This is a genomic window from Vibrio sinaloensis, from assembly GCF_023195835.1.
GTDB lineage: Bacteria > Pseudomonadota > Gammaproteobacteria > Enterobacterales > Vibrionaceae > Vibrio > Vibrio sinaloensis_C.
The window spans coordinates 2,462,605-2,487,770 of sequence record NZ_CP096199.1; the positions used below are offsets into that span (position 1 = coordinate 2,462,605).

Consider the following 25,166-nt stretch of genomic DNA (forward strand, 5'->3'; position numbering starts at 1 on the left):
TCGCTTATATTCTCCTCAGGGGCAACTTCATCCATCAGATTGGCTGAAATAGGTCAGTTTTTTAGCTACAGATTAATTTATCAATAAAAATGGGCTATAACTAAAGAAGTAGAGGGAGCTGTTCGAAACGATGAAACAAAGCAAAAAAGTCAACTCATTAGCTTTTCGGCAAGCGAAAACGGTATTTCTAGTTTCGGTGATTCTAGGGCTCTGTTTTAGCCTGTACCATATTTTGGTGGACCTTCATCAGGAACAGAAACGCATCCAAGAACACTACCAATTTAAGCTGCTGCAGAATTACTCTAATGCCAGCCAAGCCGCTTACCATCTCAACCAACTACTTGCCGAGCAGGTAGCGTCGACCCTGATGATGGACAAAGCGATTTACAAGGTTGAAATCGTGGATGATTTTGGTGATACCCTCACCGCAAAACAGCGCAGTATTTCTACCCAAGGCAATATCATTGAAGCGCTCTCGTCGTATTTGACCCCAACCACACCGACGTTCACAACAGAGCTACATCAGCCCAACTCCCATGTTGTAGTGGGCAATTTGACCTTTTCAGTTAACGGCGCGCATATCGCGCAAAACTTCATAAGCCGAACCAGCCGTATTTTGCTGTTTGATTTGCTACGTAACATCATTCTGACCACCATATTGCTGTTGTTCTTCTACCGAAAATTGTCCAAGCCGCTGGTTACCCTGATTGATTGGGTGCGCTCATTGCAAGGCCCCAGCAAAGACGTGCCTCCTCCGACACAATACCGAGACGATGAGCTAGGGCAATTGGCGAAGACCTTCCATACCTTGTGGCAGGAGCGCGAAGCCGCGGAGGGTAAACTCAATCAGTTAGCGTATTACGACTCGTTGACCGGACTCGCCAACCGCAGTCTGTTGCTGCAACTGCTGGGTAAAGCCATCGAAGACAGTCGCAGCACCCATCAGAGTGGCGCGCTGTTTTATCTCGACCTTGACCGCTTTAAAACCATCAATGACTCACTTGGTCACACCATTGGCGACAACCTGATCAAAGCGATTTCTATGCGCATCGAAGCATGGATAAAAACCGACTTCACCGCGGCCCGCATTGGCGGCGACGAGTTCGCGCTATTGTTGCCTAATGTCGATGCCGACAAAGCACAAGAGTTGGCCAAGCAATTATTGGCGCTGATTTCTAACCCCTACTCTATCGATGACCATCAGCTCTACTGTACGGTGAGTGTCGGTATTGCGCTGTTCCCTTCGGCTGGTGTCACTAATATTGATGTGCTGCGCCAAGCCGATACCGCTCTATACCGAGCAAAAGTCGCCGGGCGGAACAAATATATGTTCTATGAGCCTGAAATGCAGGCGCAAGTGGAGTCGTTCTTAGAGATAGAGAAAGGGCTGCATGAAGCGCTTAATAAAGGCCAATTAGAGCTTTATTATCAACCACAGGTCGATTCAAACCATCGCATCATCGGCGTAGAAGCCTTGATTCGTTGGAACCACCCAACCAAAGGGGTGCTTCCTCCGGGAGTCTTTATGCCGATTGCCGAGGAGACGGGGCAGATATTGCAAATAGGTAACTGGATCATTGAGCAAGCTTGCTACCAATATGCGAATTGGCAAAAAGAGGGCGTGTTACCTGAGAGTTTTCGCCGACTTGCGATCAACATCAGTCCGTTGCAGTTTTCACAAAGTTCTTTTGTCGAGCATATTGTTGATTCTTTGGCTCAAGCAGGCATTGATGGGCACGATATTGAACTGGAGATCACCGAGAACCTGCTACTGGAAAATGTCGACGCTGCGGTAGAAAAAATGGCGGAGTTGAAACAGCATAAATTGAAAACATCGATTGATGACTTTGGTACCGGGTATTCGTCGCTGCGCTACCTCAAACATCTGTCGGTGGACGTACTCAAGATAGATCGCTCGTTTGTGACACAACTGCATATGGATGAAAGCGATCAGGCGATTGTTGATACCATTATCATGACCGCGCAGCGTCTCAACCTTGAGGTCATCGCGGAGGGGGTCGAAGACGCCAACGAGTTACAAGCCCTCAAGCAATTGGGATGTGAGCAGTTCCAAGGCTATCTTTTTGACAAGCCCCTACCAGCGTCCGAGCTAGTCGAGCGCTTTAAACAGAACTTTTACGATATCCCCGCTCCCACCATAATGAAAGCAGCGCAAAAATAGTGACTCAGTAGAAAAACAGATAGCTCATGATGATCGCATCTTCTTTGCCGCTCGCCGTTGGGTAGTAATTTCGGCGGCGATCCACTTCATTGAAACCAACGGCTTGGTAAAGATGATATGCCGCGACGTTGCTTTCTCTCACTTCAAGCCAAGCACTCTCAGCTTGGGATTGTTCACAAAGCTCTAAAAATCCATTGAGCAGCTGTTTACCCAAACCTCGGCCCTGCAGAGCGGGGGCAACGGCAATGTTGAGTAGCGTGACTTCACCGACAATGTTTTGCGCGTAGAAATAGCCAACCACTTTGTCATTGTCGAGTAGTACGTGATGGCAAGCGCCACGTGAGTCTAAATCGCGAATCATACTCTCGGCCCAAGGATGGCTGTGAGCCTGAGTTTCAATCGCCCACACTTGCTCAAGATGAGCCTCTGCTAGAGGAAGAATTTTCATTTTTGGTAAGTACAAATTTGCTGCCACAAGGCGCGGCGATGCTGCTGGTTTCCGTCGATCAAATCAAGAGCCGGTGAGGTTAACACGTTAGCATTGAACTCAATATCGGCTTCACAGCCAGCAAACCATACCCATTCAAGCTGATGGTCAGTTAAACTCGACAGTTGTGCAGGGAGGATGTGCCGAGCATCAGACAAGTTGAGCTTAATGCTGCCCAAAACGCGTTCGAATAACTTGGCTTCTGCGCCGCTAGGACACTGTGGCGCCACCAGTAACAAACGACAGCTTGGCTCTAAAGACAAACCGGGCGCTTGATAACCAGCCAATCTCTGCGGGTGTTGCAGTTGATAGTAATCAACACCCATTTCATGGAGAAACTGTAGCGATTGTGATTGCATACCATTTGCCGTTAGTGAGAAGGCGTCGATACTAGCATAATACCAAACGGGATAAATAGGTGTTCAGATAATTGCGCAGGAAAAATCGCTGAGAGCAAGGCATAGATTGCAGCTAGCTAGTTAACCTACCTACAAAATCTATAACGACGCTATCAGCGATTTTAACCAGCAAGAATGACCAGATATTTGTGCTCTTTGGTATCAAACCCAATCGAGTAGAAAACAAAACCGCCACCTAGAGGTGGCGGATGCATAGCTGTTAGCAGTTGTCTTTCACTGCCTGAGCGATTTTCAGCGCTGAAGCTTGAACCAGTTCGGCTTCTTCACCTTCTACCATCACGCGGATCAAAGGTTCAGTGCCCGACTTACGCAGTAGCACCCTGCCCTTGTCGCTAAGTTCACTTTCTACCTCAGCCACAGCGGCTTTAACGGCTTCAGCTTCCAGCGGGTCTGAGTCACCAGAGAAGCGCACATTCTCTAACACTTGAGGGTAGAGGCTCATCCCCTGTGACAGTTCGTTGAGTGATAGTTTGCTGCCCACAACCGACGCCAACACCTGCAGTGCGGCGACAATCGCATCCCCTGTGGTCACTTTATCCAATAGGATCACGTGCCCCGAGTTTTCAGCGCCTATTTTCCAACCATTTTCGAGTAGTTTTTCCATGACGTAACGATCGCCGACTGCGGCGCGAACAAAAGGAATGCCTAGCTGCTTAAGGCCGTTTTCCATGCCGAGGTTAGTCATCAGCGTTCCGACTACGCCTCCTTTCAACTCTCCGCGACGCAGCGCATCGCGGGCAATGATGTACGCAATTTGGTCGCCGTCTACTTTGTTACCAAGATGGTCAACCATAATGATACGGTCGCCGTCACCATCAAAGGCTAAACCGAGCGCTGCTTGCTCCTCAACCACCCGCTGTTGCAACGCGCGAACATCGGTCGCACCCACTTGGTCATTGATGTTGGTACCACTTGGTTCAACGCCCATTGCGATAACATCCGCGCCTAGCTCACTAAATACCGCAGGAGCAATGTGATAAGTTGCGCCGTGTGCACAATCCACCACAATTTTCATTCCCGCTAAGCTCAGCTCTGATGGGAAAGTACTTTTACAAAATTCAATATAGCGGCCCGCAGCATCATTCAGTCGACTTGCCTTACCCAATAGCGCAGACTCAACACACTCGATATCCTTGTCGAGCTCAGCTTCAATCGCTAACTCAATCTCGTCTGGTAACTTGGTTCCCTCTGATGAGAAGAACTTAATGCCGTTATCATAATAAGGGTTATGCGAGGCTGAGATAACAATACCTGCCTCAGCGCGGAAGGTTTGGGTCAGGTATGCGACCGCAGGCGTTGGCATAGGTCCAGTAAACGTCGCTTTAAGTCCAGCCGCCGCCAGCCCAGCTTCCAGCGCAGATTCCAACATGTAACCTGAGATGCGCGTATCTTTACCAATAATGACTTTCTTTGTACCTTGCTTAGCCAATACACGCCCAGCAGCCCAACCTAGCTTGAGTACAAAATCAGGTGTGATAGGGTATTGCCCCACTTTTCCTCGTACACCATCTGTACCGAAATAACGTCTTTTCGTCGACATAGTGATTCCTTTATCTTTTTCTTATCTCAACGGTGGTTACGCACCATTAAGACCACTTTCATGGCATCTAGCGTTTGTTCAAAATCGTGAACACGAATAATTTGCGCCCCTTTCATTGCAGCAATGGTCGCGCAGCTTACACTGGCTGCCACACACTCTGCTGGCGCTTTATCTATTAATTTGAAAATCATGGACTTACGAGACATGCCCGCCAAAATCGGCAGTCCAAACTGATGGAACTGCTCTAGGTTGGCCAGCATCTGGTAGTTATGCTCTAAGGTTTTACCAAAGCCAAACCCTGGGTCAAGAATCAGCTTGTCACGACCAATGCCGGCCGCCTCACACTCAGCCATTCGCTGGGTAAGAAACGCCCCCACCTCAAGGATCAAGTCATCATAGTGTGGGTTAGCCTGCATCGTTCTAGGTTGGCCTTGCATATGCATTAAGCAGACCGGCAATCCAGACTCAGCCGCCACTTGCAAAGCGCCAGGCTCTTGCAACGCTCGAACATCATTAATGATATCAGCGCCAGCCTCGGCGGCTTGACGCATCACCTCAGCTTTACTGGTATCTACCGAAATCCACACATCCGACTCACGTCGAATCGCTTCGATCACCGGGATCACGCGCTGCAACTCTTGATCGAGTTCCACATCCGGAGCGCCCGGTCGGGTCGACTCTCCACCAATATCAATGATCGCTACCCCCGCATCGATCATATTCTTCGCTTGGTGCAAAGCATCATCCAGACGGTTGAACTTCCCGCCATCAGAGAAGGAGTCGGGGGTGACATTGAGGATTCCCATCACTTGGGGCTGGGAGAGATCTAGGGTTTTATTGTTGGCTTTAATTTTCATCTTAAACACAAAAACCCCGAGAGATCTCGGGGTTTGATTATTTTCAGCTATTACTCAGAGTCTTTTTTCTCTGTCGGCTCGATGCTAGCGTCCTCTTGAACAGTGTCGCTTTCGCTTTGTTGCTCACTCGTCGCTTCGTCAGGTTTGGCTTCGTTTTTCGCTTCAGACTTATTGCTTGGGTTGTCGCCCCAGCCTGCTGGTTCACGAATATCCGCCTTACGCTCCATCAGGTCATCAATCTGACCAGCATCGATGGTTTCGTATTTCATCAGCGCATCTTTCATCGCGTGCATGATATCCATGTTGTCTTCAAGGATCTGTTTTGCACGCTCGTAGTTGCGGTCAATAATACTGCGAACTTCATCGTCAATCAGTTTAGCCGTATCGTCGGACATATGCTTCGTTTGGGTAACGCTGCGGCCCAAGAACACTTCGCCTTCGTCTTCGGCGTAGAGAAGTGGCCCCAGTTTTTCAGAGAAACCCCACTGAGTCACCATCTTGCGCGCGATATCTGTCGCACGTTCGATATCGTTTGACGCACCCGTTGATACTTTTTCAGCACCGTAAATCAGCTCTTCTGCCAAACGACCACCATATAAGCTGGAAATCATCGACTCTAGATGCTGACGAGACATACTGACGCGATCTTGTTCAGGCAGGTACATAGTCACACCAAGAGCTCGGCCACGTGGGATGATCGACACCTTGTATACTGGATCGTGTTCAGGAACCAGACGACCAACAATAGCGTGACCCGCTTCGTGGTAAGCTGTTGATTCTTTAGTCTCTTCTGACATAACCATAGAGCGACGTTCAGCACCCATCATGATCTTGTCTTTCGCCAGTTCAAACTCAACCATTGACACATTACGCTTGTTACCACGCGCAGCAAATAGTGCCGCTTCGTTAACAAGGTTCGCAAGGTCTGCACCAGAGAAGCCCGGTGTACCACGTGCGATTAGCGATGGTTCTACGTCTCCGGCTAGCGGCACTTTACGCATGTGAACTTTAAGGATCTGCTCACGACCACGCACATCTGGTAGACCAACCACAACCTGACGGTCGAAACGACCAGGGCGAAGAAGCGCTGGGTCAAGAACGTCTGGGCGGTTGGTCGCAGCGATAACGATAATGCCTTCGTTGCCTTCGAAACCATCCATTTCAACCAGCATTTGGTTAAGTGTTTGCTCACGTTCATCGTGACCACCACCTACACCCGCGCCACGTTGACGGCCCACCGCATCGATTTCGTCGATAAAGATAATACAAGGCGCGGCCTTTTTCGCTTGTTCAAACATGTCACGTACACGAGATGCACCGACACCAACGAACATTTCTACGAAGTCAGAACCAGAGATAGTAAAGAAAGGAACCTTTGCTTCGCCGGCGATGGCTTTAGCCAATAAGGTTTTACCTGTACCAGGAGGACCAACCATCAGCACACCCGTTGGGATTTTCCCCCCCAACTTTTGGAAGCGGCTTGGGTCGCGCAGGTAATCGACCAGCTCTTTCACGTCTTCTTTGGCTTCGTCACAGCCAGCGACGTCTGCAAAAGTGGTTTTGATTTGCTCTTCGCTCATCATGCGAGCTTTGCTCTTACCGAAAGACATTGCGCCTTTACCGCCGCCGCCTTGCATTTGACGCATGAAGAAAATCCATACACCAATCAGTAAGATCATTGGGAACCAAGAGATAAAGATGGTACCGAGTAGGCTCTGCTCTTCTGGCGGCGTACCTTGTACCTTCACGTTTTGGTTGATGAGGTCATCAAGGAGCTTTTGGTCGTAGACTGGCATGTAAGTAACATAACGTGCGCCACCGCCACGACGAGTGAAGGTAATTTCACCGTCTTTAAAAGTTGCTTCTTGAATCTGGCCTTGGCCAACTTCCTGTACAAACGTGGTGTAATCCACTGCTCTGCCATTGCTCTCTCCAGGGCCAAAGCTCTGGAAAACCGACATCAATACGACGGCGATAACAAGCCACAGAATTAAATTTTTTGCCATGTCACTCAAGGTGTCAGCCTCTCGATAACTAATTGTAATTAAAGGTAGGGTACTACAGTTTATAACCTGTAGCTATAGTGTTAACTTGCCTATCAAAGCGCAAAATAGTTAACCTTTGTAACCAGTGGCTACGATGAAGACTTCTCGTGAGCGGGCTCGCGAAGAGTCAGGTTTTCTTACTTTTACGACTTTAAACTCGTTTCGGACTTCTTTGACGAACTGATCAAACCCTTCGCCCTGAAAAACCTTGACCACAAAGCTACCATTTGGGGCTAGAACTTGTCGACACATATCTAAGGCCAGTTCCACTAAATACATGGCTCTTGGCTGATCGACCGAGTTATTGCCGGCAATGTTCGGCGCCATGTCAGACATAACGACGTCCACCATGGAAGGTTGAATACGCTCAAGTAATGCGTCTAACACCGATTCTTCACGGAAGTCACCTTGAAGGAAACTCACACCAGCGATAGGGTCCATCGGGAGTAGGTCACACGCAATAATCTGACCGTCCTCTCCTACTATCTTAGCAGCATATTGAGACCAGCCCCCAGGTGCAGCGCCTAAGTCGACCACAGTCATGCCTGGTTTTAGTAGTTTATCTTTGGTTTGGATCTCTTCGATTTTGAAGTATGCGCGCGAGCGATAGCCTTTCTTACGGGCTTCGTTGGCGTATTTGTCATCAAAATGTTCTTTCAACCAACGGCCTGAGCTGGCTGAGTGTTTCTGTTTACTCATTCGTTTCCTAGCAGAGAGAGGGAGCAACTAACCCAATAAATTATAGTCTTCAGGGTTAGATGGCGTTAAAATGGTACTTTTCAACCCTAATAGTAAACAAAATTGGCCGCGTAATGAACCTAAGCACCAAACAAAAGCAGCATCTAAAAGGCCTAGCGCACAGTATAAAACCTGTTGTGCTCATGGGCGCAAACGGACTTACTGAAGCTGTTCTAGCGGAAATCGAAATTGCACTTGATCACCATGAGCTGATCAAAGTGAAAGTCGCCTCTGAAGAGCGCGAAACAAAAAACCTAATTATCGACGCTATTGTGCGTGAAACTCGCGCAGAGAAAGTACAAGTGATCGGTAAAACACTGGTTCTGTTCCGTCAGTCAGACGAGCGAAAAATCGAATTGCCTCGCAAGTAATTGTACTGCAATGCGCAATAAAAAAGGTCGCCCAGGCGACCTTTTTTAATATTAAGCGTTTGACTTAAATGTACTCAACGCGGTCGATTTCGAAGTCACGATCACCACCCGGTGTCGAGATAACCACTTCGTCACCTTCCATTTTGCCGATCAAGCCACGTGCAATCGGTGAGCTAACAGAAATCAAACCCGCTTTGATGTCGGCTTCGTCATCACCGACAATTTGGTACGTTTTCTCTTCGTCGGTATCACAGTCGATCAATGTCACTGTCGAGCCAAAGATGATCTTGCCCGTATTGTCCATTTTGGTCACATCAATTACTTGCGCTACCGAGAGCTTGTATTCGATGTCGCGGATTTGCGCTTCACAAATCCCCTGCTCTTCACGAGCCGCATGGTACTCCGCATTCTCTTTTAAATCACCCAGCTCACGAGCTTCGGCAATCGCTTCAGAAATTTTCGGGCGAAGTTTTAATAGTCGATCAAGTTCTGCACGCAGTTTTTGCTCACCGCGCAATGTCATAGGGACTTTTTCCATCATATACCTCATTCCAAAGCTTTCTTTGGACAAAACAAAACTACCCAACCACGAGGATTAGGTAGTGTTTAATTCAATCATTTTCAATGTTGTCATTAAACTTAACACTGAAATCATCTGAAATCCATGCTTATCATTGTTTATCCCGACTAAATCAAAAAGTTCGCTACTCAGGGCCATTTCACCTCACCAACACCCATTCGCCATTTCGATAGAAACACATTTGACAATCAAAAAAAAACTAAAACAACCAGTATTTACACACCGCTCACTAAGCAAGAAAATTTATTTAAAATCATACAATTGACATTTATTTTTAAAAATAAAACAGCGTTCAATAAGGCAATTTATATCATTTTACTACCGGTGGTGGGAACTTTAGCGGTACAACATTGCTCATCAATTGGCCGCTCAATGAATCGTTGACCCAATACCTGAATCAAATCAATAAGATTCATCGTCATGAGTATGATTCATTAGCTCAATCGGTAGAGCATGACGCCGATTAAGTCATCGCTCGCAAACCACTATTTATGGACAGTAAATTAGGACTAACAAGATGAACAAAACTCTGATTGCTCTAGCAGTTTCAGCTGCAGCACTAGCTACAGGCGCACAAGCGGCAGAAGGTATTCAAGCTGGCGGTATCGAAGGCAGCACTGTATACAGCTCAAACGGCAACTCTCTAGAGATCGGTGGTCGTGCTGAAGCACGCATGTCTCTAAAAGATGGCAAAGCAGAAGACAGAACTCGTGTACGTTTAAACTTCCTAGGTAAGACTCAAATCACTGACAGCTTATACGGTGTGGGCTTCTACGAAGGTGAGTTCCAAGCTAACGACAGTGGTACAGCTGGCACCAAAGATGACATCGACCACCGTTACACATACGCGGGTATCGGCGGCAACTTCGGCGAAATCACTTACGGTAAAAACGACGGTGCACTGGGCGTTCTGACTGACTTTACTGATATCATGTCTTACCATGGTAACACTGCAGCATACAAAATTGCTGTTGCCGACCGCACAGACAACATGCTCTCTTACAAAGGCCAATTTGCTGACCTAGGTGTTAAAGCAAGCTACCGCTTCGCGGACCGCGTTGAAGATAAAGTAAACGGTGGCTACACTGACAACAAAACTGATGGTTACTCGCTATCAGGTATCTACGCAATCGGCGATTCTGGCGTGAAGCTTGGTGCAGGTTACGCAGACCAGAACACTGGCGCAACTGACTCTGAAAATCAGTACATCTTAGCCGCTTCTTTCTCAATCAACGACTTCTACTTTGCTGGTACATTCACTGACGGCCAAGAAAAAGAGTCAGGTTCTAAAACAGACAAGACTGGTTACGAGTTTGCAGCCGCATACACGCTTGAAAAAACTGCGTTCACTATGACCTACAACAAGCTAGAAGAAAAAGACGCTGGCTTTAAGTACGATGCAGCGAACAATGTTGCGGTTGATGCGACTTACTACTTCAAGCCTAACTTCCGTACTTACATTTCATACAACTTCAACCTACTTGACGCAAACGACAAGAAAGGTTCAGGTGTTGTCGGTAAAGCAGGCGCAGAAGACGAGCTAGCTCTAGGTCTACGTTACGACTTCTAATTTCCTGACCCAAAGTCATGAATCTAAGACGCCTGCTCTCTAGCAGGCGTTTTTTTTACTCGCTATACTGAATGCACGCCCCGCTACCGACTGCTTGTTCATGTTACGTTATTGCTATCTATTCATCACCACGCTGCTCTGCTCTTCATTCTCTTTTGCTGCACAGATCAGCCAATCAGCAGAGGTTTTGCCGTTAGGTAGCCGCGTCTCTACTCGGGTTGAGAGCCTTGAGCAATCGAGTATCTATCAACAAACAGACAATCAACAGCAACTATTCCCTCCCGCCAGCACACTGAAACTGGTGACGGCCTTGGCCGCCAAGTTAGAGCTTGGCGATCAGTTTCGCTTTTATACCCAACTAGAGCAGTCCAACCAGGATGTGGTAATCCGTTTTGGCGGCGACCCTACCTTGACCAGTAATGAATTAAAAGCGCTATTGAGCCAGCTAAAACAAGCGGGTATCGACACCATCGAAGGCGATTTATGGCTGGAAAACAGCGCCTTTACCGGCTACGACCGCGCTGTGGGCTGGCCCTGGGATATTCTTGGGGTTTGCTATAGTGCACCGGCTTCGGCCATCGCGCTCGATGGCAATTGTGTGCAAGCCTCTATCTATACCGAACAAGACGGCCAGACCCGTGTTTATGTGCCAGAGCATCAACCTATTTATGTCACCACAAGCGCGCAAGCCGTTTCCAAAATGGAGCGCGAAAGTACACAATGTGACTTAGAGTTGCTCTCATCACCTGACAACCACTATCGACTGCAAGGCTGTTTGCAAAATCGCAGCAAGCCTTTACCGTTAAAATTTGCCATTCAAGATCCGGCGCTATATACCCAGCGAATGGTGAGCGCTTTTCTCAGTCAATTGCAAATAACCCTCAAGGGCGAGATAAAAGTTGGCCACAACCCAAGTAAAACCCGACTACTGGCGACGCACCAGTCCGCACCTTTACCCGATTTGCTCGCCACTATGTTACAAAAATCAGACAACCTGATTGCCGACAATTTAACCAAAGCGCTCGGTTCCGCTTTCTATATCCAGCCGGGCAGTTTTGGTAACGGCACCAAAGCGCTTAAGCAGATCATTTTTGCTCATACTGGAGTAAACCTAGAGTCTGTGCCGCTGGCCGACGGCAGTGGTCTCTCGCGTAACAATCGTTTTAGCAGTGAGGAGATGGCTAAGGTGCTGCGCTATATATGGCAACATGATGAGCAACTCAATCTGATCGCCTTAATGCCAAAATCTGGTACCAATGGCACGCTCAAGTACCGACGTAGTATGCGTAAAGCGCCGATTAAGGGCGAGCTGATCGCCAAGAGTGGCTCTGTCTATGGCACTTACAATATGGCCGGATTTGGGTTAGATAAACAGGGCCAACCCAGCACCCTGTTTGTCCAGTTCGTTGCCGACTACCATCCGCCGAAACCCAGCAGCGATGCGCCAAAACGCATCGCGCCTATTACTCAATTTGAAACCCTATTTTATCAAGAGGTGGTCAAATTTAGTCAGGCTATCCCCAAAAAGTAATTGACCACAGTGAAGTAGATCCACATTCCGCTGATATCAACAATCGACGCTAACACTGGACTCACCAGTACCGCAGGGTCGAGTTTGAACACTCGAGCTAAAATAGGCAGCAAACCTCCTAGCGTGGTGGACATAGTCACTTGGATAAACAGGGCAACCGCTATCGCCAGCGCAATCGTGTTGAGGCTAAAGCCGCCAGCACTGCTAGCGTCACTGAACATCAAGATACGACCTATCATCACCAAAGAGATGGCAAAAGCGAGGCATATCGCCACGCGACTCTCTTTCCACAGTACCGCCAACCACTGACGTTTGCGCAGTTCCCCAGTGGCTAACGCGCGGATCACCAAGGTTGCTGCTTGCGTGCCGGTATTGCCACCTGCTGCTGCAATCACTGGCATGTACACCGCAAGTAACACCAGCTGACTCAAGGTATCTTCATATTGCGCAATGATTAAGCCTGACACTATCCCGAGCAGCGCTAAAGCGATAATCCAACCGATGCGCTGCTTAACGTGCTCAACGACGGAAGTGTCAAGGTATCCGCTTGGTGTCTCCACTTCTGAGAGGATAAACCCCAGCTGATGCGCATAGTGGCGCGCCAACTTATCGTGCCCTTGGCTTTCCAACGCCGAGATTAGGTGTTGCACATAACCGACCGAGCAGTGATGAAGGATAGCAACGGCTTCTTCCACCGGCATCACCGTTAACAGGTGAACCTGCTGCGCTTGCTCATACTGCAAAAAAGCGTTACGAGCGGCGCCGATTTCTGCTTGAGAAAAGTTAGGGCTGTTTTCAATGTATGTATTGCTCATTACCGTCATGGCGAATCTCCCGATTGGCAATTGGTAACGACCATCAAACACAGTGATGCCAACAAACGGCAGACATCATCCACGTTAAAAGACGCGAATAAGCTGTGCTGATTCTAGAACTTGAAGGAGAAAAACGTGAGGATGCAATTCAATGAAAGGATACTCTACCACTTAGGTAGAGACATGAGACGACAATACCGAAGCGGACTATTTTTCCCCTACCATACTAGGAGGATGGTCGATATTGTTCATAAAAGTCTCCGAATAAACTGCCTAACTGGCAGCGCGGCGATGATAGCAAATATGGCTGGAGAAAACAGTGGGCTTGTGTCAGAAGTTTGTCTGTTTCTCACCGATTAAGAAATAACGAGTCAGAAAGCAATAAAAAAGCGCCTGAGCGGCGCTTTTCAAACTAGTGAGCTATCACTACTTAATCGTGATGCGAGCAAATTTGCGCTTACCTACTTGGAAGACATAAGTGCCCGCCTCTGGTGCGAATTTAGAGTCAGCCACTTTCTCGCCATCAATCTTGGCCGCGCCCTGCTTAACCATACGCATCGCTTCAGAAGTCGACGCACATAGAGCCGCCTCTTTCAGCAGGTTGCTGACCGGAAGACCAGCGTCAAACTCAAACTCTGGCATTTCGTCAGGAATTTGGTTTTTGGCGAAACGGTTTACAAACTCCTGCTCTGCTGCATCGGCGTCCGCTTGACTGTGGAAGCGAGCAATGATCTCTTTCGCCAGTGCCACTTTTACATCACGCGGGTTTTTGCCCGATGCTACGTCAGCTTTCAATTGAGCGACTTCTTCCAGCGGACGGAAAGATAGCAGATCGTAGTAGTTCCACATCAGATCGTCAGAGATAGACATGATTTTGCCGAACATCTCGCTTGGCGCTTCGCTGATACCAATGTAGTTGTTGGCCGACTTAGACATCTTCTTCTCGCCGTCCAAACCAACAAGTAGTGGCATCATTAGCACTACCTGAGGTTTTTGACCATTGGCTTTTTGCAGTTCACGTCCCATCAATAGGTTGAATTTTTGGTCGGTACCGCCTAGCTCAACATCGGTCTCCATTGCCACTGAGTCATAACCTTGTAGGAGTGGATACATAAACTCATGGATCGCAATTGGCTGACCGCCTGCATAGCGCTTCTTAAAGTCATCACGTTCGAGCATACGCGCTACCGTTTGGTTCGCCGCTAAACGGATCATACCTTCAGCACCGAGCTCCGATAACCATTCAGAGTTAAACTGAATCTTGGTCTTAGCTGGATCTAAGATCTTGAACACTTGCTCTTTATACGTTTCTGCATTGCGCAGGACATCTTCACGGCTTAAAGGAGGACGAGTGCTATTTTTACCTGTTGGGTCACCGACCATTGCGGTAAAGTCGCCGATCAAGAAGGTAACGTCGTGACCAAGCTCCTGAAATGCACGTAACTTGTTAAAAATAACCGTGTGACCTAAGTGAATATCTGGCGCCGTAGGATCCGCACCCAATTTAATGCGTAGAGGACGTCCCTCTTTCAACTTGGCAATCAGTTCTTCTTCTGGAATCAGTTCGTCAACACCGCGCTTAATCTCGGCTAGTGCCGCTTCAATGCTCGCCATTCTTGTTCACTCCCACAGATTTGGCAAAAATTTGTTAGTTTGCCATCTTACTTGAATAGCGATGCTTTTTGAAACCAGTTAGACTAAACAGCTATGCTTTTTTACTGATTTTTTAGAACGGACATAAGATGTTGTCTCTTTTCGCTCGTCTGCCTTGGATTCATCGAGCCCTTATTGCGTTTTTCAGTGCCTTCATCGTGGTGGCGCTGTTTCTGCCCACTCCCCAAGATCTGCGCCAAGACGAGAGTTACTACCAGGTTGGCACCGCTTACCCCCTTGCAATTGACCTTGATGCCATCATTGCGCCGCAAACCACCACCCCATTTGCGACTTTACGTTGGGAAAAGCATAGTATCGGCTCTGGAGATAGCATGGCGCTGCTGTTCCAGCGAGCGGGACTCTCTTCTCGGCTTCTGTATCAACTGACCTCAACCAGCAAAGAGATCGAACGCCAGCTGACTCGGGTCAGACCTGGCGATACGTTTTTACTCGGCTTTGATACCGACAACCAACTGGTGCAAATCAAACGCCAACTCAGCCCTTATGAAACCTTTCTGATCACCAAGTCAAACGATGGCTATGTCTCCTCTTTGGACAAGAAAGAGGTCAATTATCAGTACAACTACGCCGAGGCGACCATCAGTTCTAACTTCTGGAACGCGGCGGTAGCTGCCGGGTTAACCCCAAATCAAATCATGGAGCTAGCGGGGATTTTTGGTTGGGATATCGACTTTGCTCTCGACATCCGCAGCGGTGACAGCTTCAAAATTCTCTATCAAGAGAAAGTGGTCGAAGGCGAAGTGGTGGATCGCGGAAAAATCATCGCCGCTGTGTTCAGTAACCAAGGCGATACCTTTAAAGCCATTCTCGATGACAAGACCGGCAACTACTTTGACGAAACCGGCCGTGCGATGAAGAAAGCCTTCTTACGCTCACCACTAGACTTTCGCCGTGTCAGCTCCAACTTTAACCCAACCCGCCGCCATCCGGTCACCGGAAAAGTGCGTGCCCATCGCGGTACAGACTATGCTGCGCCGGTCGGTACACCCATATGGGCAGCCGGTGATGGCATAGTGCAGAAGTCGAGTTACAACCAGTTCAACGGCAACTATGTCTTTATCAAACATAGCAATACCTACATCACTAAATACTTGCACCTGACTAAACGTATGGTCAAAACTGGACAGCGAGTCAAACAAGGTCAGACGATAGGTACGCTGGGTGGAACAGGTCGAGTGACGGGTCCTCACCTGCACTACGAATTCTTAGTCAACGGCGTGCATAAAAATCCGCGCACCGTGAAATTGCCTCAATCGAAGTCGTTAACGGGTAAAGCCAAAACCACCTTTATCGCCAACGCTAAGTTGAGACTATCAAAACTGGAGCGCTATGGAGAGCTGCTCGCAACCCCATAAACAAAAGCCCCGCACACAAGTGCGGGGCTCATTTTTACTTTGATTCTAGTAATTCGCTACTCAGCTTCTATGACCTGATTAGCTTGCTCTTCGACTTTGTGTACTCGACCTAGCATCAGCAAACAAGGTGTTAACACCAAAGTGAGTACCGTCGCAAAGGCGAGCCCCCCCGCAACCGCAGTGGCAAGCTGTGACCACCACTGAGTGCTCGGCGCTCCAAACTCGATTTTTTGATTGATTAGGTCAATGTTCATTTCCAGTACCATCGGCAACAGGCCGAGTATGGTGGTGACCGTAGTTAACAACACCGGGCGTAAACGTTGCACTCCGGTGCGAAGAATCGCTTCTCGCTTATCCATGCCGCGACGTAACAACTGATTGTAGGTATCAATCAATACAATGTTGTTATTGACCACGATCCCCGCTAAGGCAATCACACCAATCCCTGACATAATGATGCCAAATGGCTTTTGGAACACCAGCAGACCAACAAACACCCCAACCGTAGAAAACAGCACCGCACTCAAGATCAAAAAGGCTTGATAGAAGCTATTAAACTGGGTGATCAGGATCAACGCCATCACCACGAGTGCCACTAAGAAGGCATTTTGTAGAAACGCCGATGAGTTCTCTTGCTCTTCGTTTTGGCCACGAATTTTAAACTCAACGCCAGAAGGTAAGCCTAACTCCGCCACGGCTTGCTCAATTTTTGGCAGCTCCAACGCGAGGTTATAGCCTTCTTTCATATCGGCCATAATATTGATCACGCGATGGCCATCAATACGACGAATCGTGTCTTGCTTGTGTTCCGGTACAATAGTGGCGAAATTGGTGATCGGCACTAAGCCTGCTGGCGTTTTGACTCTCAATTGGTCAAATCGGCCGATATCCCGCTTGTCCTCGGGGTAGCGAACAAGAATATCGACCTCTTCATTCGAATCGTCCGGTAAGTAGTCACCAATCTTGAGACCGTTAGTCACGAACTGAACCGTATTGCCAACCAGAGTGGCGTCGGCAGCAAAGCGTGAAGCATCATCGCGGCGAATATCAATCTGCCAATCGATCCCCTCTTTACTTGAGGTATCACTCAAGTTGGTGAAAGCCGGATAATTATCGGCCCAATGCCTTACCAGTTTGGCAGACTGATCTAACTGGTCTGGAATACGCGCCGACATTTCAATCACTAAGTCGTGTTCCACCGGCGGCCCAGCATCTGGGAATTTGTACTCTATCTCCACCCCAGCGTAGCTATCGGTTTGCTGCTTAAGCTCTTCAATGATGGCTTTAACCGGACGGCGATACTGCCAATCGACTGGAGTAATTTGAATTTGACCTATTTCGTCATCACCACCGGTGCGCGTATAAACACTTTCAAACTCATCATGACCAAGCATCACCGCTTCAATATCACGCATAATGATGTCTTTCTCATCAAGAGATAAATCACCATAAGAGCGTACTTTAACGGTAAAGAAAGGCGGATCAACTTCGGGGAAGAACTCGGCGCCCAGTCCTGCCTTGGCATAGGTAAAACCGACGCCAATCGCGAGCAAAATCGCACTCAACAAGATCTTAAGTGGGTGACGCAGCGCGATATCTAAAGTATGGAAATAGAGCTTGGTAATGCCGGTCGCCTTGCTAAAGTCTCCGTCATGTAGCGCCACCATCTTCTCACGCTGCTGGCGAGTCACATGTTGTGGACGCCCGATCAAGCTACCCAGCACCGGCACAAACAATAGCGCCATTGCCAAAGAGGCGGCTAAGGTGGCAATAAGGGTTAACGGCAGATACTTCATGAATTCGCCGGTCACATCGGGCCAGAATAACAGCGGCGCAAAGGCGGCCAGCGTAGTAGCGGTTGACGCAGTAATTGGCCACGCCATTCGTTTCGCCGCATCACGGTAAGCTTGCTGTCTAGAGGTCCCCTCTTGCATCCGTCGGTCGGCAAACTCAGTCACAACGATAGCGCCATCCACCAGCATCCCCACCGCCATGATCAGCGAAAACAGCACCACAATATTGACCGTTAGGCCAAATACCGACAGAACCAACAGACCGGTGAGGAAAGAGCCAGGAATCGATACGCCAACCAAAAATGCCGTGCGAACGCCTAATATCGCGATGATCACGATCACTACTAAGATGATGGCCGACAAGATGTTGTTTTGCAGATCATTGAGCATCATCTTGACGTCTTTCGACTGGTCCCAGGTGTATTTCACCAGAAGGTTGTTCGGCCAATCATCACGTTGCTGAGCTTGCGCCAAAACCTCTTTGACTAAGGTGACCGTATCGATAATGTTCTCGCCAGCACGCTTCTTGACATCCAGAACCACCGCGGATTTACCATCGAGACGGGCATAGCTTTCGGGATCGCGAAACGCGCGTTTTACCGTTGCCACATCACCAAAGGTAATCACTTGCTTGCCATCAACTTTAACCGGGAGTTCGAGGACATCTTTCAGTGAGTCAAACACCGAGGGCACTTTGACCGAAAAACGGCCATAACCGGTATCGACAAAACCGGCCGCGACGACGCGGTTGTTCAGCGCGATCAGGTTGTAAATATCGCCCTGATCCAGGCCGTAGCTTTCCATAAGTAACGGATCAACGATGATCTCGACAATATCTTCTCGATCGCCTGCGATGTCGACTTCCAAAATTTGACGAAAGCTTTCGAGCTTATCGCTGAGCTGACGCGCTATTTGAACTATGGTTCGCTCTGGCACGGTGCCGTATAAAACAATCGACAATGCCGGCTCTTCGGAGGCAAGCGTCACTTCGTTCACAGTCGGCTCATCACTGTCGCTCGGTAGCTTGGGCTTGGCCAGATCCACGGCATCACGAACATCGGCCATGGCTTTATCAAGGTCTACACCGACACTAAATTCGAGCATTACCGACGCGTGTCCTTCCGCAGCGGTAGAGGTCATCTCTTTGACCCCTTCAATCGAACGTAACTCCTGCTCAATTGGACGCACTAACAATCGCTCTGCATCGGTAGGAGAAATGCCTTGGTGACCCACCGAGACATAAATGATTGGGATAGTGATGTCGGGGCTCGACTCTTTGGGGATGGTGAGGTAGGTCCCCACACCAGCAAAGAGAATGAACACCAGTAACACCATCATGGTTCGAGTGCGAGACAACGCCGCATCAATCAAGCTAAACATGGTCGCTCTCCTATTGCTGCGCTTGAGCAATCACCGGGTCACCGTCTCGCACAAAACCTTGCCCCGTGGTAATAATATCGACCTGCTCACCCAGTCCAGACAGCCACACACCGTCTTGCTCGGCTTTGACTAACTTGATCGGTACAAATTTAACCCGGTTCTCCACCAGAGTTTTGACGCCCAAATCCCCATCTTCACTCAGCGCTAGCATTGCTGGCGTGACTTTGACCGCGAGCTGATCTTTCAGATTCAGCGCAACCTCAGTGCTAATACCTGCCGGGACGCTTTGATCAGGGTTAGGCAGTTCAATTTCAATTGGGAAGGTATTGGTTGCCGGAGAGGACACTCGTGAAATATAACGCACCTTGCCCGTGGCTTGTGCCCCATCGATAAAACGAACACTGGCTTGCTGGTTAAGGCGCAAATCTTGAATATGACGCTCGCTCACATCTGCCTCAATCACAATCATGTTCAGGTCGAGTAGCGTCGCCACCGGATCGCCAACCCCAACAAAATCGCCAGTTTCAACAAACAGGTGATCGACCACGCCTGGGAACGGCGCTAACACTTGGGTATTCGCCAGTGCGCGTTTGGCATTGCTGACCATAGCTCGGGCTTCCACTAGGTTCGCTTCTGCGTTAGTGAACGCCACTTCGCCTTGAAGCCCTTTGCTTTTCAATGACTGAGCGGCTTTGTATTCCTGCAACCGCACCTTGAGCATAGCTTCTGCACGCTGCAGTTGGATTTCTAAATCCCCTTTATCAATCAGAGCAATCACCTGGCCTTTTTGCACTGACTGCCCTTTTTGTACTTGAAGCGAGGTGACCGCGCCGGCAATTTCAGCCCCCAATCGAGCTTGCTTATTCGGTGCCGTGCGGCCATAGAGTTCGATAGTTTGATGGGTTGACTCGGCAACAAAAGTGCGAAAAGCGACTTTGGCTAGTGGGATGGTTTCAGTACTACTGGGTGGGGCAGAATCATCGGCATTGAGCATGCCAGTACCGAGCCAAACAGTGAGTACAACCACGATAAATAAAGAGACAATATAGGGTCTAACCGCTATAAAGCGCAGAGGGGAGAATCTAGCCATAACTATCCTTAGTGTGTCTATATTACTGTTCATTGCAGTAAATTTGAACAACTAGGATATAAAGTAATCTAGTAAAAATACACTAGTATGACCAACTATTTAGCATGGTTCTCAAATAAGCGATGCGGTGGATAGAACAGGGAGCTGAGGGGGAAAGCTAGGCTGCTGAGAACACAGCCTAGTTGAAGCAGAGTTAAACGCTGAATGAAGCGCCGCAGCCACAGGTTGTGGTCGCATTGGGGTTATTAACAAAGAATCGAGAGCCTTCAAGGCCTTCTGTGTAGTCGACCTGACCGCCTACCAAGTATTGCAGGCTCATAGGATCCACCACTAGCGTCACACCACTATTGACTATGGTGGTGTCGCCTTCGTTGACGTTCTCGTCAAAAGTGAAACCGTATTGGAAGCCACTACAGCCGCCGCCAGTGATGTACACTCGCAACTTCAAATTCGGATTTTCTTCTTCTGCAATTAGAGCGCCGACACGCTTGGCTGCTGCATCAGAGAATGTTAAAGGAATATTTACTTCGCTCACGATGACCTCTCTCAGTCGTCAATCTTCAAACCAACCGGTGAATTTGAAGCTTCCTAGTTAGTATAGTTGGGGGGATTATCTAATACCTGAGTGAAGCGTTCAAGTATTCGCCAGCTTTGTCGTGATTTTTTCGGTTAAAGTGGCGCGATAGGCAGCCAAAGTGTTCAGAATGTGGCGCAAAGCGTTTTATTCGAGGGAGTTCGGCAGGTACAATGCCCTCCAAAATTGGTCCGAGCAATCAAAAGAGGATATCCCATGACCAAATCAGCAGACTTATTTGAAAAAGCGCAGCAGAAGATTCCCGGCGGTGTAAACTCGCCAGTGCGTGCTTTTAACGGCGTAGGCGGCGCCCCTATCTTTATCGAGCGTGCCGATGGTCCATTGATCTTTGATGCTGATGGCAAAGCGTATATCGACTATGTGGGTTCATGGGGCCCAATGATTCTTGGCCACAACCACGCGGTGATTCGCCAAGCGGTAATCGATGCCGCTCAACGTGGTCTTAGCTTCGGCGCACCGACCGAGATGGAAATCGCGATGGCAGAACTGGTTTCGGAGCTGGTGCCATCGATGGAGCAAATTCGCATGGTGAGCTCAGGGACAGAAGCCACTATGAGCGCAATTCGTCTAGCTCGTGGTTACACTGGTCGCGACAAAATCATCAAGTTTGAAGGTTGTTACCATGGTCACGCAGACAGCCTATTGGTGAAAGCGGGTTCTGGTGCGTTAACACTTGGCCAACCGAGTTCTCCAGGTGTACCAGCAGACTTTGCCAAACACACTCTCACTGCGACCTTCAACGACTTAGATTCTGTTCGTGAACTGTTTGCCGCAAACAAAGGCGAAATCGCGTGTATTATCGTTGAGCCTGTTGCCGGAAACATGAACTGTATTCCTCCGGTAGAAGGCTTCCACCAAGGGCTTCGTCAAATCTGTGATGAAGAAGGCGCGCTATTGATCTTTGATGAAGTCATGACGGGCTTTCGTGTGGCACTAGGCGGCGCTCAAGGTTACTACAACATCAAGCCAGATTTGACCACGCTAGGTAAAGTGATTGGTGGCGGTATGCCGGTCGGCGCGTTTGGTGGTCGTAAAGACGTGATGCAACACATCGCGCCAACTGGCCCGGTATACCAAGCAGGTACCCTATCAGGTAACCCGGTTGCGATGGCCGCAGGTTATGCGTGTCTCAACTTGCTAAAAGAAGAAGGCAACGAAAAGCGCTTGGCATCTAAAACCAAACAATTGGCCGATGGATTTAAATCTCTCGCTGAACAACACGGCATTCCATTGGTGGTCAACCAAGTCGGTGGCATGTTCGGTTTCTTCTTTACTGATCAGCAAGCCATCACTCGTTATGAAGACGTGACTAAATGCGACATCGAACGCTTTAAACGCTTCTTCCACCTGATGTTAGAGCACGGTGTGTACCTTGCACCATCTGCTTTCGAAGCAAGCTTCACCTCACTGGCTCATGGAAGCAAAGAGATCGATGCAACGCTTGAAGCGGCGGACCGCTGCTTTGCCATTCTCGCCAGCGAAGCGTAAGCACTCATCACAACCAAGGCTGCACTTTTGCAGCCTTTTTTATCCCGTTTGCTATTGTTTTAGCGCCAGTTAAGCACCACCAGCAGAACCAACAGCGCAACCACAATCGCAAACCAAGGTATACGCGCAGTGGGTTTAGCTCGACTTGGGCACGCTTTCTCATTATTACAACAACCCACTTGTCGTTCTCCTTAAGTTAACATTTTGATTTTACATTGATGTATCGCCGAATTGACGCCATTATACTCAAACATGGTCAAACATTTGGACAACGGTTGTGTCAAATAAAGTCAAAATAACTTCCAGTCATTGGGTACTCGTGCTTGCACTTATCGGCGCCGCGTTTGCCTGTTATTTACTGATTGAACCCTATATCAATTCCATTGTGATGGCGTTTATCATTTCGCTATTGATGTTCCCGATTCATCAGTGGATTGAAAGAGCGCTGCCGAAACACGCCAATATCGCTTCCTTGCTCTCATGTATTGTATTGACGTTTATCATCGTCGTGCCTTTGCTGTTCGTGTTTGCCGCGATTGTGCAGCAAGGCTCTAACTTCTCACAAAGCGTCTATCAATGGGTCACCCATGGCGGTATTCAAACTCTGTTCGCGCACCCTTGGGTGGTAAAAGGGCTGTCATTGGTCAATACCTACTTGCCGTTTGATGCCATAGAGCCACAAGAAATCGCGCAAAGAATCGGGCAATTTGCCACTTCATTTGGCAGCAACTTAGTCGGAATTAGTGCCAAAATACTCGGTGATGCGACCAACTTTTTGGTCAACTTCTTCCTAATGCTGTTTGTGCTGTTTTTCCTACTCAGAGATCACGACAAAATCATCACGGCTATGCGTCATATCCTGCCGCTATCACGCAGTCAAGAAGACAAACTCCTCGAAGAGATAGAACAAGTGTCGAAGTCTGCGGTCATGGGCTCATTTCTCACCGCCATTGCCCAAGGCTTTGCTGGTGGCATCGGCATGTGGATCGCAGGGTTCCCAGGACTGTTCTGGGGCACCATGATGGGCTTTGCTTCTTTCATCCCTGTGGTTGGCACCGCGCTTATCTGGATACCGGCCACCGCCTATCTATTCTTGACTGGCGAGACCACTTGGGCGATTTTCCTCGCGATCTGGAGCATCGTTATCGTCGGTTCAATTGATAACTTGCTGCGACCTTTATTAATGCAAGGCAGCGCTGGAATGAATACCTTGATGATCTTCTTCTCCTTGTTGGGCGGCTTGCACCTGTTTGGCTTAATCGGCCTCATCTACGGCCCACTGATTTTTGCCATTACTATCGTGTTGTTTAATATTTACGAAGAAGAGTTCAAAGGCTTCCTAGACCAACAAGATCGCAGTTAATCACTAACTGTTTATGACCGGCGGGGATTGTGCGAGAATCCCCACTCGGATTTTTACACTGAGGCTTTTATGTCTGCCTATATCGCCCCTAGCCAAATTGCGCAAAGACAACTGGATTATTTTGCCGGTAAGCACGTGCTTGTCGCCGGTGAAGCCGAGGACTTGTTTCCCGTCGAACTGGTACAACACTGCCACTCGGTCACCGTGTTCACCACCAATTACGGTTACTACCGCCAATTGCAAGCGCATACTCAAATCGACAGTGTATTCGGGGCTGAGTTTGATCAAACGACTCAGGCTGATATGGTGCTGCTCTATTGGCCTAAGGCAAAAGCGGAAGCCCAATACCTGCTGGCGATGCTGATGGCAAAGCTAGGAGAGAATACTGAGATTGTGGTTGTCGGGGAGAACCGTTCAGGGATTAAAAGCATTGAAAAAATGTTTAAGCCGTATGGTCCTATCACCAAATACGACTCAGCACGTCGTTGCTCTTTTTACTGGGGTGTCTGTCATCATGCTCCAGACACCTTTACCCTGGCCGAGTGGTTTAAAACCTACACCGTGAACTACCGTGATTCGTCGCTGACCATAAAAAGCCTTCCCGGCGTGTTTAGCCACGGCGAGTTTGATATCGGCAGCCAACTGTTACTCGATACCTTGCCGCCACTTGCGGGTAAAGTGCTCGACTTTGGTTGTGGGGCAGGCGTGATTGGTTCTGTGCTGGCCTTGCTCAATCCTGATATCGAACTCGAGATGTGCGACATCAGCGCCTTGGCGGTTGAGTCCAGTCGGGCCACGTTACAAGCCAATCAATTGAAAGGGCAAGTATTTGCTTCCGATATCTATTCAGACACTCGCCAAGACTATGACTACATCATCAGCAACCCCCCTTTTCACGCTGGATTAGACACCAGTTACAACGCCACAGAAACCCTGCTGGCGCAAGGCCCGAGCTATCAGTCGGCCAAAGGGGAGCTATTTATCGTTGCCAATAGTTTTCTCAAATACCCGCCGATTATTGAGCAAGCCTATAGTAATTGTGAGACGCTAAATAAGACCAATAAGTTTGCCATTTATCACGCCAAAAAGTAGTCACTCCCTGCCCCTAGCAAGCTTGGTCTGCACATAATCCCGTCAGACCAAGCCAAAACTGCGCCTTTCGGCACGCTTTGCTTGCAACTTACTTGTCAAAGTAAAAAAACTCGTTAATTTTGTCAGATTAGAAAATAACGTTTTTGTTTTGCTAGCTGACGTCAAACGCTCAAGTGAGCGGCATTCGCACGGGAAGTCTAT

General features: G+C 48.6%; 20 protein-coding genes. 8 read left to right on the forward strand and 12 right to left on the reverse strand.

Annotated elements, in window-relative coordinates; all coding sequences use genetic code 11:
- Window positions 1–130 precede the first annotated feature (130 nt).
- Complete coding sequence (locus MTO69_RS11125; protein ID WP_248329247.1) at window positions 131–2,182, forward strand: putative bifunctional diguanylate cyclase/phosphodiesterase; 2,052 nt, start codon at window positions 131–133, stop codon at window positions 2,180–2,182.
- A gap of 4 nt (window positions 2,183–2,186) precedes the next feature.
- Here the strand turns inward: MTO69_RS11125 and rimI are convergent, their stop codons facing one another.
- From rimI to rlmE, 6 genes are all read right to left on the reverse strand, one after another.
- The gene (gene rimI, locus MTO69_RS11130; RefSeq protein WP_248329249.1) at window positions 2,187–2,630 is read right to left on the reverse strand and encodes a ribosomal protein S18-alanine N-acetyltransferase; all 444 of its coding nucleotides are present in this window, start codon (window positions 2,628–2,630) and stop codon (window positions 2,187–2,189) included.
- Window positions 2,627–3,028: a DNA polymerase III subunit psi gene (locus MTO69_RS11135; RefSeq protein ID WP_248329251.1), complete on the reverse strand. Its 402-nt coding sequence runs from the start codon at window positions 3,026–3,028 to the stop codon at window positions 2,627–2,629. The genes rimI and MTO69_RS11135 overlap by 4 nt, the downstream gene beginning before the upstream one ends.
- 259 nt (window positions 3,029–3,287) lie before the next feature.
- The gene (gene glmM, locus MTO69_RS11140) at window positions 3,288–4,628 is read right to left on the reverse strand and encodes a phosphoglucosamine mutase (protein ID WP_248329253.1); all 1,341 of its coding nucleotides are present in this window, start codon (window positions 4,626–4,628) and stop codon (window positions 3,288–3,290) included.
- A gap of 26 nt (window positions 4,629–4,654) precedes the next feature.
- Window positions 4,655–5,485: a dihydropteroate synthase gene (gene folP / locus MTO69_RS11145; RefSeq protein WP_248334462.1), complete on the reverse strand. Its 831-nt coding sequence runs from the start codon at window positions 5,483–5,485 to the stop codon at window positions 4,655–4,657.
- Window positions 5,486–5,535: 50 nt separating this feature from the next.
- Complete coding sequence (gene ftsH, locus MTO69_RS11150) at window positions 5,536–7,491, reverse strand: ATP-dependent zinc metalloprotease FtsH (protein ID WP_248329255.1); 1,956 nt, start codon at window positions 7,489–7,491, stop codon at window positions 5,536–5,538.
- 108 nt (window positions 7,492–7,599) lie between these two features.
- Window positions 7,600–8,229: a 23S rRNA (uridine(2552)-2'-O)-methyltransferase RlmE gene (gene rlmE, locus MTO69_RS11155; RefSeq protein WP_248329257.1), complete on the reverse strand. Its 630-nt coding sequence runs from the start codon at window positions 8,227–8,229 to the stop codon at window positions 7,600–7,602.
- Window positions 8,230–8,342: 113 nt separating this feature from the next.
- Here rlmE and yhbY point away from each other — a divergent pair, with 113 nt between their 5' ends.
- Complete coding sequence (gene yhbY / locus MTO69_RS11160) at window positions 8,343–8,639, forward strand: ribosome assembly RNA-binding protein YhbY (protein ID WP_248329259.1); 297 nt, start codon at window positions 8,343–8,345, stop codon at window positions 8,637–8,639.
- Between the two features lie 64 nt (window positions 8,640–8,703).
- On the opposite strand, the gene greA is transcribed toward yhbY, so the two are convergent.
- Complete coding sequence (greA, locus tag MTO69_RS11165) at window positions 8,704–9,177, reverse strand: transcription elongation factor GreA (RefSeq protein ID WP_248334463.1); 474 nt, start codon at window positions 9,175–9,177, stop codon at window positions 8,704–8,706.
- A gap of 559 nt (window positions 9,178–9,736) precedes the next feature.
- Between greA and MTO69_RS11170 the strand changes: the two genes are divergently transcribed.
- Window positions 9,737–10,789, forward strand: a complete 1,053-nt coding sequence (locus MTO69_RS11170; RefSeq protein ID WP_248329261.1) for a porin — start codon at window positions 9,737–9,739, stop codon at window positions 10,787–10,789.
- 100 nt (window positions 10,790–10,889) lie between these two features.
- Window positions 10,890–12,320 carry a serine-type D-Ala-D-Ala carboxypeptidase gene (gene dacB / locus MTO69_RS11175; RefSeq protein ID WP_248329263.1) on the forward strand — a complete coding sequence of 477 codons (1,431 nt, stop codon included), beginning with the start codon at window positions 10,890–10,892 and terminating at the stop codon, window positions 12,318–12,320.
- Here the strand turns inward: dacB and MTO69_RS11180 are convergent.
- Window positions 12,299–13,144 carry a magnesium transporter gene (locus tag MTO69_RS11180; protein WP_248329265.1) on the reverse strand — a complete coding sequence of 282 codons (846 nt, stop codon included), beginning with the start codon at window positions 13,142–13,144 and terminating at the stop codon, window positions 12,299–12,301. The two genes, dacB and MTO69_RS11180, sit on opposite strands and share 22 nt — an antisense overlap.
- A 417-nt stretch (window positions 13,145–13,561) precedes the next feature.
- Window positions 13,562–14,749: a tyrosine--tRNA ligase gene (tyrS, locus tag MTO69_RS11185; RefSeq protein WP_248329267.1), complete on the reverse strand. Its 1,188-nt coding sequence runs from the start codon at window positions 14,747–14,749 to the stop codon at window positions 13,562–13,564.
- Window positions 14,750–14,877: 128 nt separating this feature from the next.
- Between tyrS and MTO69_RS11190 the strand changes: the two genes are divergently transcribed.
- A complete protein-coding gene (locus MTO69_RS11190; protein WP_248329269.1) occupies window positions 14,878–16,164 on the forward strand; it encodes a peptidoglycan DD-metalloendopeptidase family protein in 1,287 nt (428 codons plus the stop codon).
- Window positions 16,165–16,220: 56 nt separating this feature from the next.
- Here MTO69_RS11190 and MTO69_RS11195 read toward each other — a convergent pair whose 3' ends face one another.
- From MTO69_RS11195 to erpA, 3 genes are all read right to left on the reverse strand, one after another.
- On the reverse strand, window positions 16,221–19,337 hold the full coding sequence (locus tag MTO69_RS11195; RefSeq protein ID WP_248329271.1) for an efflux RND transporter permease subunit: 3,117 nt from the start codon (window positions 19,335–19,337) through the stop codon (window positions 16,221–16,223).
- A gap of 10 nt (window positions 19,338–19,347) precedes the next feature.
- The gene (locus tag MTO69_RS11200; RefSeq protein WP_248329273.1) at window positions 19,348–20,427 is read right to left on the reverse strand and encodes an efflux RND transporter periplasmic adaptor subunit; all 1,080 of its coding nucleotides are present in this window, start codon (window positions 20,425–20,427) and stop codon (window positions 19,348–19,350) included.
- Window positions 20,428–20,620: 193 nt separating this feature from the next.
- Entirely contained in the window at window positions 20,621–20,962 is a 342-nt protein-coding gene (gene erpA / locus MTO69_RS11205; RefSeq protein ID WP_348983335.1) for an iron-sulfur cluster insertion protein ErpA, read from the reverse strand.
- A gap of 255 nt (window positions 20,963–21,217) precedes the next feature.
- Here erpA and hemL point away from each other — a divergent pair, with 255 nt between their 5' ends.
- From hemL to rsmC, 3 genes are all read left to right on the forward strand, one after another.
- Window positions 21,218–22,510: a glutamate-1-semialdehyde 2,1-aminomutase gene (hemL, locus tag MTO69_RS11210; protein WP_248329275.1), complete on the forward strand. Its 1,293-nt coding sequence runs from the start codon at window positions 21,218–21,220 to the stop codon at window positions 22,508–22,510.
- A gap of 277 nt (window positions 22,511–22,787) precedes the next feature.
- Window positions 22,788–23,873 carry an AI-2E family transporter gene (locus MTO69_RS11215; protein ID WP_248329277.1) on the forward strand — a complete coding sequence of 362 codons (1,086 nt, stop codon included), beginning with the start codon at window positions 22,788–22,790 and terminating at the stop codon, window positions 23,871–23,873.
- 69 nt (window positions 23,874–23,942) lie between these two features.
- Complete coding sequence (rsmC, locus tag MTO69_RS11220; protein WP_248329279.1) at window positions 23,943–24,965, forward strand: 16S rRNA (guanine(1207)-N(2))-methyltransferase RsmC; 1,023 nt, start codon at window positions 23,943–23,945, stop codon at window positions 24,963–24,965.
- The last annotated feature ends 201 nt before the right edge of the window (window positions 24,966–25,166 follow it).